Origin of the sequence: Virgibacillus oceani (assembly GCF_041521345.1) — a bacterium.
GTDB classification, from domain to species: domain Bacteria; phylum Bacillota; class Bacilli; order Bacillales; family Amphibacillaceae; genus Virgibacillus_N; species Virgibacillus_N oceani_A.
Genome location: NZ_JBGOHB010000001.1, coordinates 303,234 through 316,628 on the forward strand (window position 1 = coordinate 303,234; position 13,395 = coordinate 316,628).

Consider the following 13,395-nt stretch of genomic DNA (forward strand, 5'->3'; position numbering starts at 1 on the left):
TTATTTTGCATTCTTTCTATCGTGCTTAGTGGCGCGTTCATCATACCCCATCAATTCATGTAAAAAATCAATTACTTCATTTCGATTATTTTTTCCTATTTTACTATATGTATTACTGACATAATCCCTGACAGTACTTTCACTCAATTGAAGCATCTCCGCCATCTCCTTGTTTGTCTTTTCCTTAAACAGGAGATAAATAATATCCAATTCTCGTTTTGTAGGATATACACCTTTATTTTTCAGTTTTTGATTCATTATTTCCTTTTTATCCAGGTTAGGCATTTTAACATGGTTGATTACTATTTTAGCAATCTCACCGGAAATGACATAATCCTCATTACTGACATCACGAATGGAGTGAACCAAATTTTTGTAATTTAATTGACTTAATAGGAATCCCTCGACACCCGCTTCTATCCCTTCGATAATGACCTTCTTATTTGAGGATGGCAATAAATAAATTATTTTCGCCTGATCCAGTGTTTTCTTTATAAAATCAGTCATTTTAATTACATCGCTAACACTAGAAATCTCTGTATTAAGCAATACAACATCCGGTCTCTGTTCTTTTACCATCTTCATTATTTGGTTTTCATTTGTAGCTGTTCCTATCACTTTCATATCATTTTCTTTATCAATCATTAAGCGCAATCCTTTATTAAAAATCCCATCATGGGCAATAAGTAATAATTTTATCATCTTCAACATTCTTTCTTAATTTTTATGTTTCTATTATTTATTTCCATTTTAAGCATAAATATGAAATCATTATGAAGTTTTAATTTCAAAGCCTTGTTATACGCTTCTAACAGTTGTTTATCGCTCAAAAAAGAAAAAGTTATGCTTCTATTTTTTGTTAAATAAGAACTCAACACAGCTTCACCCTAATCATATTTTCTCTGTCAGAATACATTTTACTTCTATACAATTTCTTAACAATTGTTTCCGAATTGGCCGCTATTGTAAATTTTAGTTTACTAAACCTTAATAAAAGTTAACAGTAAATTAAAACTAGTTGAATAATAGGTCTATAGAATTGGTGTGTAAAGAAAGATATACAAACTTAAGAGGAGGAATTTCAAATGAAGATATTTAAACAAAAACGGCTGGTTCTATTATTAAGCTTTCTAATGGCTGTTCTATTATTGGCCGCATGTGGTTCAGAAGATGATGGAACAGAGGAACCTTCTGACAATGAAGATACAGAAAGTGAAGATGTGGAAAATGAAGCTGCAGCAGAGGAAGAAACAGAACAAGAAACTTCTGCAAACTGGCCTGAAGAAATTGTTATGGGTGTTGTACCTTCTGAAGATCAGACTTCTGTGTCACCTCGCGTAGAGAGCTTTGGAGAAGCATTAGGTGAAGAGCTGGGAATTGATGTAGAAGTATTTATGGGGACAAACTATAACGCGATTATTGAAGGTATGAACAATGAACATGTCGATATAGCTTTCTTTGGTCCTTTTGCATATGTTTTGGCAAATGAACGGAGCGGGGCTGAAGTATTTTCAATTGGTGCAGAAAGTGAAGATGATATTACATATCAAAGTGCATTTATTGTACCGGCAGATTCAGAGGATGAAGAACTTGCTGATTTGGAAGGAAAAGACTTCTTGTTTGTAGATCCTGCATCTACTTCGGGACATATTTTTCCTCGATCAGCTGTCATTGATGAAATAGGCGTCACCAATGATGAAGTAGATACATTCTTTGGAAATGTTAGCTTTTCGGGAAGTCACGATGCATCCATTTTATCAGTTATCAATGGAGATGTGGATGGAGCAGCAATAGCAACCGATGTCATGGATGCGATGCTCGATCAAGGGCAAATAGATAAGGAAGACTTTAAAATTATTTCTGCTTCTGATGACATTCCCCGTGGACCTGATGCTTATCGGGCAGAACTTCCGGAAGACCTAAAAGAAGCAATCAGTGAATTTTATTTTTCCTATGAAGATGAACAGTTTTTTGAAGAAAGAGGCATCAGCGGTTTTTATCCTATTGAAGATGAAGCCTACGACGTGGTGCGTAACACAGCAGAAAACTTAGGGATGAGTCCTGAAGAATTGTTAGAATAATAACAGAGGAGAATATGCTATGGCGGAAGTTTTTCTGGAAACAAGGGATTTGTCGAAAGTATACCCTGATGGAACAGAAGCATTAAAAAAGATTTCACTTTCATTCAAACAGGGTGAGCTGGTCTCTATCATTGGACCCAGTGGCGCCGGAAAAAGTACATTCTTACGTTCCATAAACCATTTGAACCCTCCAACCTACGGTGATGTTGTATTTCAGGATAAAAATATTACTATAGCTAAAGGAAAAAATTTGAGATTAATTCGCCGTCAAATTGGGATGATATTCCAAGGATACAACCTTATAAATCGATCTAACACCATTCGCAATGTACTCCATGGAAGACTCGGTTATATGTCTACTTTTAAAGGCGCATTCGGAAGGTTTTCGAAAAACGACTTAATGGAAGCCTTTCGTATTTTAGAACGGGTTGGCTTGAGTGAACATGCATTTAAAAGAGCGGATGAACTCAGTGGTGGTCAGCAGCAGCGTATAGGTATAGCTAGGGCCATTGCGCAAAAACCCTCTCTTATATTAGCAGATGAACCGATTGCCAGTCTTGATCCTGCTTCGTCAGAAAATGTGATGAAGTATTTGAAAAAAATAAGTGAAGAGGATGGTATAACAACCATTGTCAATCTGCATCAGGTAGATTTCGCCAAACACTTCGCAGATCGCATTGTAGGCATTAAGACAGGAGAAGTTGTATTTGATGGTCACCCCGGCGAACTCTCTAAGTCAACGATTGAGCATATATATTATAAGGAGGCGCAAAAAAATGAATACACCTCCTTACGCAGTGGAGAATTATACGCTTAACCGTTATGAGGAAAAGTACAGAGAATTCAATCGCAGGAAAAAGCAATTACTTCATAATCGTTTCATCATCTGGACTATTATCGCCGTATTGGTGATATGGTCCTGGATTGGTACAAATTTTAATATGATGGATCTTTTTTTGGGTACTGCTCATATTTCTGTTTTTATCTTTCAGGATATGCTGCCTCCTGATTTATCTACGATTGGGTCATTTATTGGTCCGGCATTGGACACATTATATATGAGTTATATAGGATTATTTTTTTCTGTGTTTTTTTCTTTAATGTTTGGTGTGATGGCAGCCCGAAGTACTACCATTCACCCTGTTATCGCATTTTTAAGCCGGTCATTTATCACCTTCTTACGCTCTATACCAGCTATTGTTTGGGGGATACTTTTAGTTGCTGCTATAGGGTTGGGACCATTAGCAGGCACTTTAGCTTTAGGATTGTCGGGGATCGGCATACTTGGGCGAGCATTTGCTGATTTGCTGGAAGAAATTGATCAGCATCAGATAGATGCTGTCAGAGCGACCGGTGCAAATTGGTTTCAAACAATAGGTCAAGGTGTTTGGCCTCAATTTAAACCAGGCTTTGTCTCGTGGTCTTTATATAAAATGGATTTAAACATACGGGAGGCCGCAGTATTGGGAGTGGTAGGTGCAGGTGGAATTGGTTATGCCCTGGAAGGAAGCATTAGCTTGTTTCAATACCAGGAGGCGACTGTTGGCATCTTAATGATTTTCGTGCTCATTCTGCTCGTTGAGTTTACTACAGCAAAAATACGGGAGAAGATTTTATGAGGGAAATGAAAGAACAGAAAAATAAACTTACTAGATGGATTTCTTGGGGGGGAGCTGGGGTTTTCTTTATTGTTAGCCTACTCCAGTTGGAAATCGTCCCGGAAAAAATATTAAACAGCTTCTCACGGACACAAAACTTGCTCAATAATATGCTTCCGCCTGTGCTGGATGAACCAATCAATATATTGGGTGCTGCAGTTGAATCATTACAAATTGCTGTACTGGGAACTGTGTGGGGAATTGTATTTTCGATCATACTAGCTTTCTTTGCAGCTAAAAATATGGCACCACACATATCAATCAGTTATGCAATCAAAGGTTTTGCAGCGTTTGTAAGAGCAGTTCCAGCGTTAATTTGGGCACTTCTATTTATTATTGCTGTGGGACTTGGTCCTACACCAGGCATACTGGCTTTAGCTGTAAATAGTATTGGCATGCTTGTGAAGGTATATGCTGAATCGATTGAAGAAATTGATAATGGTGTCATTGAGGCAATTAAATCAACAGGCGGTACTCGATTTCAGGTAATTATGCAAGGTGTCATACCTATGATTATGAGTATTTTTATTTCATGGTCCGTTTTCCGATTCGATATCAACCTTCGCTATGCTGCTGTCCTCGGTGTAGTAGGTGCAGGCGGTATTGGATGGGAACTCGTCCGTGCTTCGCGTATGATTGCTTATGACGAGATGCTCAGTATAACTATTGTCATGTTCCTGATGGTATTGGGAGCTGAGTATTTCACCCGGTTTCTTAAACAGCGTGCAGAACTGGCGACCATGAAGGCGAGTAAATAATATAGGTGCCTGTGTCACTCCCAACATTCACTCGAATTTTGTCGATCTATCAACTGGAGTTTAGTCACAGTTTAAACTATATGTAATTACTTTTGTTCAGAATTTACATGTTATTTAAACTAATTTTATAATCCCTTTACAGTGACTCTTTATAATAATAAGTACTAAGAAAAATAAGCAGGAAAGGAGTATTTTTAGAATTTGCATTTACACCACATGATGCGACATCATTTGTGGTTTCAGTACGATAAATATTTAAAGGCACAGGGAGGAATTATATTGAAATTTGGAGAAGTTAAGCATATCTTATTATCCATAATGGCAGCAGTCATTATTGCAGGGGTTATTTCCATTGATGCAAATTCCGTTATTGCGAGTGAAGAAGAGAAACTAGTAGAAGAAGACTTTGATCATCTGGAAGATGGCGCTTTACCTGATGAATGGAGAGTGGTTCAAGGGGAAGCCGGGGCAGTAAATGGCAAGCTTGAACTTTCATCCCCTAATATTTCAGATCCTGCTCGTGTACTTATTCCTATGGAGGAAGGTACAGGAGATTATGTATTTGAAGCAGATGTGACTTTTAAATCAGCTGTTAATGATGCGCGTTGGGTTTCCCTCATGTATCGTGTGCAAAACGAAGACTATCCTTATTATCAGTTCGCAGTGCGTCGCGGAACATCTGCATTAAACGGACTAGAGTTCGCGATACGAACCGAAAATAACGCCTGGGATGTACAGGAAAAAACCTTTTATACCGAAGACTTTCAATATGACGAAACCTATCGTTTAAAAGTAATTGTTAAAGGAAGTCGTGTGCAGCAGTTTGTTAATGATCAATTATTTATTGATACTGATGCAGCAATAGAGTGGAATGACGGGGACATCGGTTTCCAGGTTTCCGGGGCTATAGTAGAATTTGATAATGTACTGGTAACTACACAAACAGAAGAATTGCCGCCGCTCCAAAGCTCTGAAGCATATTTGCCAAATGAGCCTGAAACAAATATGTTAAACGCACCAACTGTTATCTCCCAAAATCTTCCGGAAAATCTGGATGAATTTACTGAAAATGGTGTTTCATCTATGGTGCTCCAAACAGATCTGGATGATAATGGAGATGTCACAGTGGAAAATGAGCTGTTGTCAGATCTTTTACAATCTGTAAACGGAGAGGTTATCCCTGTTATCCAGATAGAAGATGACGCGCATGCAGAAGGGGTTATTACAGCCCTAAAAGCTTCTTCCTTAAAAGATGTGCATGTCATGTCAACTAAACCTGAAATTATTGAAGAGATTAAAGAATCCTATCCAACTGCAAGAGGAACAATCCTTTATGATCGTAACCATTTCAATAAACATGATCTGAATCAATTGGTAAAAGATATAAATCGTACGAAATCTACTACAGCTGCGATCCCGCAAAATCTATTGGACAATGAAAATATTTACTATTTACACAGCAGAGCGATTTCAGTCTGGGGAATAGGCGGAAACACTATTGATGAGGCGCATGCATTAATTCATTCCGGTGTCGATGGGATTATTAGCGAAGATGCACTCTCTGCAGTGGAGGCATATAACAAATATCCGGCAAATACTTTAGTACAAAGGCCTATTGTCGTTGCACATCGGGGCGTCCCTTCTCTGGCACCTGAGAATACGATGGCCGGCTATGAGCTATCATATGAATTGGGTGCAGATTTAATAGAAACGGATATCCAAGCAACCAAGGACGGTCATATTGTCATTATGCATGATACTACTGTGAACCGTACTACGGATGGGACAGGCAATGTGTCGGATTTGACTTTGGAAGAAATTAAAGCGTTAGATGCAGGCTCTTACTTTGGCCCGGAATTCGAAGGGGAAGGGGTACCAACCTTAATCGAATTTTTGGAAGGATTTAAAGACCGTGACGTGGTATTGCTTGTAGAATTAAAAGATGTAGGTATCGAAGAGCAAGTACTGAGAGAAATTGAGGAAGTTGGAATGGAGGATCACGTGGTTCTTCAAAGCTTCGATATGGAAAGTGTACTTAAGCTGAGAAAATTAAACCCGGAGATCACGGTAGGATATTTATATTCTTCCGGCGTACCCGCGACTCCAGAACAAAAAATTGCAGATGCAGAAGAAATGTTGAATTATGCCACCAACCATGGTGTGCGGTTAAATGCCAGCTACGGAAGTCTTTCCCAGGAGTTCATCACATATATGAGACAGCGTGGTATGATGAACATGCATTGGACATTCCGGGACGAAGGTGCATTGGAAGACCAATTAAAGCAGGGACTGATAGGTCCAATTACCGACTATACTCAATGGTTAACAGAGGCACCTGTACGCATTGATACGCCAATTAAGAAGCGGAATCTTAAAGTAGGTAAATCTGCGACTATACAAGCTAAAGCATTCTTGAATCCTCGTGTAGGTAAGACAGAGAATATTGAAACAACGCTATTATCTGCTTTGAATCAAGACAATGTAGCAGTAAATGCTAATACGGTCACAGCGGTTTCCCCTGGTACAGCACATGTTTTAGTAAACCATAATTTTGAAATGATTGGCAAAGAATGGAATATTGTTTCTAACCCGATCCGAGTTAATGTTTCGGATTAATAAGAGATGCCCTAGTCACTCACTGAAATAAAAGCAAGTAAATCATCGTTTAGCTCAATTAAAAATAGCCGTGGATTGGTGTCCTCGGCTATTTTTGTGTACTTAATGAAGCTTCGTATACTTACAATCCAGACTACAATCTAAAGATTATTCTACTTCATTACTGATCGCATCTTTACTCAAATAGTAACATACACAGGTGATAGCAGCTGAAAAAACCACCATACCCGTAATTATATTTTCTGCTGTTAGTATGTTCAGTATTACCTGACCTATTGTGGCCATTAACACCATGACAAACATGACTTTAAATATAGCTGCTGATGTGATTGTGTGATTTCCAATTTTTATTACCATCTCAAAATTCCCTTCAACTGTATACTAGAATTGCGTAAATAAATGGCAGTACTTGATTTCCCGCGCTGATTTTCTAAGTGTATAATTTCTCTGGAACGCTGCGAATGACAATCCAGCGATTATATTGATCTATTAGAAGCCCATTCCTAACATAAACAGCAATGTTCCTGGACCAATGCCAGTTATATTTTACCTATAAGTAATGATAATAATACCTATTGATAATGGAATGCCGTACACAAAATAGTACCTGTTCTTTAATTCTTCATCAGTTTCCCGAATGCCTTCATTACATAATCACTTGGCAAGTATACTGAACTTGATTGAAAATAAATGCATACAGCGACTGCAATTAAATTCAGTCCTATAAATAAGTATAATAACGAGCGCCTACATCATTTGGTACATAAACCAATTGATGTAAATACATAAACAAATCAATGAAAACTCCAAAAAAGACAGAAAGAGCAATGGTTTTAACAATCAACCCCATGCTGAATTTTATTTTCATAAAATAGCTAAGCAGCATCGCAAAGAAGTGAAAAATGATGAGGCAAACACCGAGCTAAACGGCTATATATTCAAGATTTCCTGCAGCAGAAGTCCAAGGTGCACTTCCTAAGTTACTTATAATCATAAAACTATTTCCTAAAGCTTTTAATATAATTGAAATGATAAACCATACTGAATTTAAAGATAGTGCTCTCATTTAGACTTCCAATCACCCCTGTTCAGCATAAAATTAACACCCCGTCTAACAGTACAGGCAAACAATATTCCTTGTTGACCCCTTTAATGTTAATCCATAAAATTGATTAAATCAAAACAAAGGTGCCTGGGACTGCGTTAAATGCTCGTACCATCGAAAAGCGTTGCCACTTCCCGAAATTTCACGAATTTTATCGAAAAAATGGGAAGGCTGCCTGAAAAGTAAATAAAAAATCTGCCTTAAACCTTTTGCGGTAGACGGCAGATTTTATTTATTTATATTCATTCATATTTAACCGCAACATTCTTTACTTGCGTATAATTATAGAGTGCAATCCATCCTTTTTCCCTGCCAAATCCGCTCTTTTTATAACCGCCAAATGGCATTTGCACGCCACCTCCAGCACCATAGTTATTGATAAATACTTGTCCTGAATCAATTCTGCTGGCCAAGTAATGCGCACGGCTGATATCTTGCGTCCAAATTCCGGTAACCAAACCGTAGTCAGTACTATTGGCCAAATCTAAAGCTTCTGCTACATCCTTGAATGTAAACACCGTCAACACCGGTCCGAAAACTTCCTCCTGCGCCAGTCTGCTGTTTCTATCCACATCATCAATAATCGTCGGTTCTACATAAAATCCGCCTACATTTCCTTCAACAGTCACAGCATTTCCGCCTGCCACTACCGAGGCTTCTTTTTTCGCCATCTCAATTAAACCTATCACATGATTAAATTGCCTTTCATTCAAAATAGGTCCGAGGTCTTTATCATCCAGGCCTGCTCCAACGGTTAACTCCTCAAACTTTTCCACTACTTTTTGCAGGAATACTTCTTTGAATGATTCTTCCACCAAGAGTCTCGCTCCTGCTGAACAGGTTTGCCCAGCATTTTGGATAATCGACCGTACGACTCCGCCTACCGTTTTATCCACATCACAATCAGCAAAAACAATGTTCGGTGATTTACCGCCAAGTTCTAAAGTAGAAGGAACTACATTTGCCATTGCTGCCTGTCCAACAGCAATACCTGTCCCTACCGAACCGGTAAATGTCACATGGTTAATTAATGGATGACCGGATAACGCTGCTCCAGCTTCCTGGCCAAATCCTGTAATATGATTAAACACCCCTGCAGGCAATTCCAGTTCATCAAAAAATTCCGTCAGCTGCATTGCAGTCAGCGGTGTATCCTCCGCGCTTTTAACAACTACTGTATTTCCCATGGCAATAGCTGCAGCAACACTTCTCGAAATGATCTGCAAAGGATAATTCCAAGGCACAATATGCGCTGTCACACCGACCGGCTCACGAACCACATAATCCAATAATCCATCTTCAATCGGAATGGTATCACCCATCACTTTATCTGCCGCTCCGCCATAAAAACGGAAATATCGAATGGCAGCATCCACATCAGCATAGCCTTGAGACAATGGTTTGCCCACATCCATGGATTCCATTTTAGCCAGTTGGTCGCGCGCTGCTTTCATTTTATCAGCAATATCAAATAATAACTCCCCGCGCTCATGCGGTTTAACCTTTCTCCATTTATCACTGCGAAAAGCTTCCCTGGCTGCTTTTACTGCCTCATCCACATCCGCTTTTGTACCTCTGGGAATACGGGCAATAATTTGTCCATTAGACGGGTTCCGTACATCAATGCTTTCCCCATTGCCACTTTGCATCCACTTTCCATTTATATACATTTTAAACTGGTTCAAAACAAATCCTCCCAACTTTTATACTTGCATTCAACAGCTTCAGATATTTCTTCCCCCATCTACATGCAATACACTTCCTGTCATCATATTTGCTTCCTCTGACAGGAGATATTTAATGGAATGGGCGATATCCTCCGGCTTTAACAGTCTTCCAAGTGGTACACTCTTTTCAAAAATATCTTTTTTCGTATCGTCCATATTTGCCCCTTCTGCTGAAAATTGGCCAAGCATTTCCGTGTCAGAGGGCCCGGGATGAAGAACATTGACATTAATCTGATCTGGAGCGAGTTCCAAAGCTAATGCCTTAGAAAAAGCTTCCACTGCCCCTTTAGATGCCACATAAGATTGCAAACCCGGTCTTGGCCTTGTAACAGATACAGAACCGACATTTACAATGCTTCCTTGTTTCTTTTCCTTCATATATATAGAAGCTTGCCGGCAGGTCAGGAACATCATGGTCATATTAATATCCATGATTTTATGCCATTCTTCCAGGCTTACTTCATCAATCGGAGTGGCACTTTGAGCGATGCCCGCAATATTAGCCAGGCCATCAATAGATCCGAATCTATCTTTTGTCTTTTGAAAAATCTCTTTTACCGTCTTTTCATCTGTTAAATCACCCTGAAATGCTATAAAATTACTATTCTCTTCATATTCCCTCAGTGTATCTGTACGGAGATCACAGCCTGCCACATTGGCATTCTCCTTTAGCAAAAGATCCACCGTGGCTTTTCCCATTCCGCCATTTGCACCAGTTACAAGAAATGTTTTATTTTTGACTCCCATGGTCGCTGCTCCTTTCCTGAATCTTTTCTACGACAGCATCACCAACCTGCGATGTAGTTGCTTCACCACCAATATCAGGTGTCAGTGTTTTCTTTTCCAGCAACACATCTTCTACTGCAGCCAACACCAAATCATGCAGATCCACCCTGCCAAATTGCTGCAGCATTAAAGCGAGAGACCAGATTTGTGCAACTGGATTCGCAATTCCCTTACCGGCAATATCTGGTGCAGACCCATGTACCGGCTCGAACATGGACGGGAATTCACCGGCAGGATTAATATTTGCAGATGGAGCAATACCAAGCCCGCCGGCTATGCCTGATCCCAGATCCGATAATATGTCTCCAAACAGATTGGAAGCTAGTACTAGCTGAAAATCCTCCGGTCGTTCCACAAACAAGGCAGCAATCGCATCAACATAGAATTTTTCATAAGTAATATCATCAAATTTTCCTGCTGTTTCCTCTACTACCTCATCCCATAATGTCATCGTATGTATGATGGCATTTGATTTTGTAGCATTGGTTACCTTTTGGAGCTGGTGCTCCCTTGCATACTCAAATGCAAATGCCGCAACCCTGGAGATTCCTCCCCTCGTCATAATGGTATTCTGTACAGCTAGTTCCCGAGATTCTCCCTGATACATCTTACCGCCTGCAGCAGAATATTCCCCTTCCGCATTTTCACGGATAATTACAAAATCTATATTTTCTCCTTTTTTTAAAGGTGTTTCCATTCCTTTCAGCAATTTTATCGGCCTGAAATTAATGTACTGCTGAAAGTCTTTCCGGATTGGCATGATCAGTTCCCATATAGGAATATGCTCGGAGACCCTCGCATCACCGACAGCCCCAAATAAAATACTGTCAAATGCTTTAAGTTGCTCGAGCCCATTTTCCGGCATCATGCTTCCGTGCTCTACGTAATGATCCGTATTCCAATGAAACTCCGTTGTTTCATAAGTGAATGTGGAATCTATCTTAGGCAATGTCTTTAATACTTTTAATGCTTCATTCATTACATCAGGGCCAATTCCATCCCCTGGTAAAACTGCAATCTTAAATTCTTTCATTGAAATCATCCTTTTTTCTGACTATACGTTTCTAACAAATTCAGCATTGCGGATCATCCATTTTAAACCAGCAAAGCTGCTAGATTTCACTACTCCAAATGAACGTATCCATTTAAATATTCGTTACGTGATTAGCTGGTTTCCTTCCACGATTCCATTTTCCATTCAATTCTCGCTCGATCTGGGCACCCAACTGCAGAAGCAAACCATCTTCTCCTTGAGGGGCAAGTATATGCATTCCCAATGGCAATCCATTCTCCAGTTCAGCCATCGGTAATGAAATTCCAGGCAATCCGCAAATATTGGCGATCGGCGTATAGGAAAAAATACTCCACAGATTTTCAAACCAATCATAAACAGAAGGGTTATCACTAATAGTCAAGTATTCCGTTGTTCCAATCAATGGCGTCGGTTTGGCCATGGTTGGTGTAAGGATCACATCCCACTCCTCAAAGAATGCTGCCATCTTACGGGAGATTTCATTAATCATTGTTTCCATTTTCACACGATCCGCATAGGAGGTAAAACGGCCTTCTTCCCAAACCCTGATACACATTGGTTCAATTAGATCTGCTGGCGGATTTTCCAAGTTATTTTGCTCAAGCAAATCCGAAATGGTTTGTGAAAACTTCATAATATATGCTGCAGTTTGTGCCTCATAAGAAGCATGAATATCAAGGTCAGGAACAGCACATTCTACATGATGACCAAGTCCCTCAAGGTATTCAGCCGTTCTGTTCAACTCCGAAACTATCTGTGGTGTCGCTTTATAATTACCCCACTCATGTGAAACGGCGATACGGAGTTTCTTCGGATCCCGTTTGATGAGTTCGGAGTAAGGCTCTTGTGGGGGCCAATAAGGCATAAATTCGCCTGGTGAGCCTCCTCTGCAATGATCGACAAAGGCCGCAGTATCACGAATCGTTCGGGTATGGCAGCCTTGTGCTGAAACTACATTCATCAAGTCCGAACTGTTAGGGGCACCTGAAAAAACACCGCGTGACGGTTTCAAGCCGATGTTGCCATTCACACCTGCAGGAATTCGAATTGACCCGCCCCCGTCCGTCGCATGGGAAATCGGAATAATTCCTGCCGCCACAGAAGCTGCAGTTCCGGCAGAGGAACCATTGGTAGTATAATTTAGATTCCACGGATTCCTCGTGATGTACATATCCGGATTCTCTGCAGAACTGCAGAGCCCAAACTCCGGTGTTGTTGTCCGCCCCATGATGTTCAGACCGGCATGCCGGATTTGTTTTGTCAGGAAACTATCAGATTCAGAACGGTTTCCCTCCATAAACTTAGAACCTCTTTCCTGCAATCGACCTTTAAGTGTAGGACCCAAATCCTTCATGAAAAATGGCACTCCGGCAAAAACACCGCCAGGGTTCATTCCATCCTTCAATGGGTTTTTCACTACATCATCAAAAATCTCAATGACAGCGCTAATGTCGGGATTTAATGCCTCAGTGCCTTTTGCAACCTGATTTGCCACCTCCCGTGGAGTAACCTCACCCTTTCGTACCAATTCTGCAAGTCCCATGGCATCAAGTTCAGACCATTCATTCCAGTTCATTGCTAAGTTCACAAGCCTCACTCCTTCAACGTTAGTGCAGTTTTTCTGAATTCTA

At 40.0% G+C, this 13,395-nt stretch carries 12 protein-coding genes; 5 read left to right on the plus strand and 7 right to left on the minus strand.

Annotation, left to right across the window (positions count from 1 at the left end; genetic code table 11):
* Both ACDX78_RS01460 and sda read right to left on the minus strand, forming a co-directional pair.
* The gene (locus ACDX78_RS01460) at window positions 1–702 is read right to left on the minus strand and encodes a response regulator transcription factor (RefSeq protein ID WP_486024722.1); all 702 of its coding nucleotides are present in this window, start codon (window positions 700–702) and stop codon (window positions 1–3) included.
* A 2-nt stretch (window positions 703–704) separates the two neighbouring features.
* Complete coding sequence (gene sda / locus ACDX78_RS01465) at window positions 705–878, minus strand: sporulation histidine kinase inhibitor Sda (RefSeq protein ID WP_486024724.1); 174 nt, start codon at window positions 876–878, stop codon at window positions 705–707.
* Window positions 879–1,085: 207 nt separating this feature from the next.
* Here sda and ACDX78_RS01470 point away from each other — a divergent pair, with 207 nt between their 5' ends.
* The 5 genes from ACDX78_RS01470 to ACDX78_RS01490 all read left to right on the plus strand — a co-directional run bounded on the left by ACDX78_RS01470 (window position 1,086) and on the right by ACDX78_RS01490 (window position 7,113).
* Window positions 1,086–2,081, plus strand: coding sequence for a phosphate/phosphite/phosphonate ABC transporter substrate-binding protein (locus ACDX78_RS01470; RefSeq protein WP_486024725.1), 996 nt, complete (start codon window positions 1,086–1,088; stop codon window positions 2,079–2,081).
* A 19-nt stretch (window positions 2,082–2,100) separates the two neighbouring features.
* On the plus strand, window positions 2,101–2,898 hold the full coding sequence (phnC, locus tag ACDX78_RS01475; protein WP_486024726.1) for a phosphonate ABC transporter ATP-binding protein: 798 nt from the start codon (window positions 2,101–2,103) through the stop codon (window positions 2,896–2,898).
* Window positions 2,858–3,700: a phosphonate ABC transporter, permease protein PhnE gene (gene phnE / locus ACDX78_RS01480; protein ID WP_486024728.1), complete on the plus strand. Its 843-nt coding sequence runs from the start codon at window positions 2,858–2,860 to the stop codon at window positions 3,698–3,700. Before phnC ends, phnE (ACDX78_RS01480) begins: the two co-directional genes overlap by 41 nt.
* On the plus strand, window positions 3,697–4,497 hold the full coding sequence (gene phnE / locus ACDX78_RS01485) for a phosphonate ABC transporter, permease protein PhnE (protein WP_486024729.1): 801 nt from the start codon (window positions 3,697–3,699) through the stop codon (window positions 4,495–4,497). The genes phnE (ACDX78_RS01480) and phnE (ACDX78_RS01485) overlap by 4 nt, the downstream gene beginning before the upstream one ends.
* 279 nt (window positions 4,498–4,776) lie before the next feature.
* Window positions 4,777–7,113: a glycerophosphodiester phosphodiesterase family protein gene (locus ACDX78_RS01490; protein WP_486024731.1), complete on the plus strand. Its 2,337-nt coding sequence runs from the start codon at window positions 4,777–4,779 to the stop codon at window positions 7,111–7,113.
* Window positions 7,114–7,260: 147 nt separating this feature from the next.
* On the opposite strand, the gene ACDX78_RS01495 is transcribed toward ACDX78_RS01490, so the two are convergent.
* The 5 genes from ACDX78_RS01495 to ACDX78_RS01515 all read right to left on the minus strand — a co-directional run bounded on the left by ACDX78_RS01495 (window position 7,261) and on the right by ACDX78_RS01515 (window position 13,352).
* Entirely contained in the window at window positions 7,261–7,470 is a 210-nt protein-coding gene (locus ACDX78_RS01495) for a hypothetical protein (RefSeq protein WP_486024733.1), read from the minus strand.
* Between the two features lie 990 nt (window positions 7,471–8,460).
* Window positions 8,461–9,903, minus strand: a complete 1,443-nt coding sequence (locus ACDX78_RS01500) for an aldehyde dehydrogenase family protein (RefSeq protein WP_486024735.1) — start codon at window positions 9,901–9,903, stop codon at window positions 8,461–8,463.
* Between the two features lie 39 nt (window positions 9,904–9,942).
* Entirely contained in the window at window positions 9,943–10,692 is a 750-nt protein-coding gene (locus tag ACDX78_RS01505) for an SDR family NAD(P)-dependent oxidoreductase (protein ID WP_486024737.1), read from the minus strand.
* Window positions 10,676–11,764 carry a tartrate dehydrogenase gene (locus ACDX78_RS01510; protein WP_486024738.1) on the minus strand — a complete coding sequence of 363 codons (1,089 nt, stop codon included), beginning with the start codon at window positions 11,762–11,764 and terminating at the stop codon, window positions 10,676–10,678. The genes ACDX78_RS01505 and ACDX78_RS01510 overlap by 17 nt, the downstream gene beginning before the upstream one ends.
* Window positions 11,765–11,876: 112 nt before the next feature.
* Window positions 11,877–13,352 (minus strand): amidase, encoded by a 1,476-nt coding sequence (locus ACDX78_RS01515; protein ID WP_486024740.1) that lies wholly within the window; start codon window positions 13,350–13,352, stop codon window positions 11,877–11,879.
* Window positions 13,353–13,395: the final 43 nt, after the last annotated feature.

What these genes read in the sequence shown, in the direction of transcription:
- ACDX78_RS01460 (WP_486024722.1), bottom strand. Translation starts at nt 702, where the DNA reads ATGATAAAATTATTACTTATTGCCCATGATGGGATTTTTAATAAAGGA.
- ACDX78_RS01470 (WP_486024725.1), top strand. Translation starts at nt 1,086, where the DNA reads ATGAAGATATTTAAACAAAAACGGCTGGTTCTATTATTAAGCTTTCTA.
- phnC (WP_486024726.1), top strand. Translation starts at nt 2,101, where the DNA reads ATGGCGGAAGTTTTTCTGGAAACAAGGGATTTGTCGAAAGTATACCCT.
- phnE (WP_486024728.1), top strand. Translation starts at nt 2,858, where the DNA reads ATGAATACACCTCCTTACGCAGTGGAGAATTATACGCTTAACCGTTAT.
- phnE (WP_486024729.1), top strand. Translation starts at nt 3,697, where the DNA reads ATGAGGGAAATGAAAGAACAGAAAAATAAACTTACTAGATGGATTTCT.
- ACDX78_RS01495 (WP_486024733.1), bottom strand. Translation starts at nt 7,470, where the DNA reads ATGGTAATAAAAATTGGAAATCACACAATCACATCAGCAGCTATATTT.
- ACDX78_RS01505 (WP_486024737.1), bottom strand. Translation starts at nt 10,692, where the DNA reads ATGGGAGTCAAAAATAAAACATTTCTTGTAACTGGTGCAAATGGCGGA.
- ACDX78_RS01510 (WP_486024738.1), bottom strand. Translation starts at nt 11,764, where the DNA reads ATGAAAGAATTTAAGATTGCAGTTTTACCAGGGGATGGAATTGGCCCT.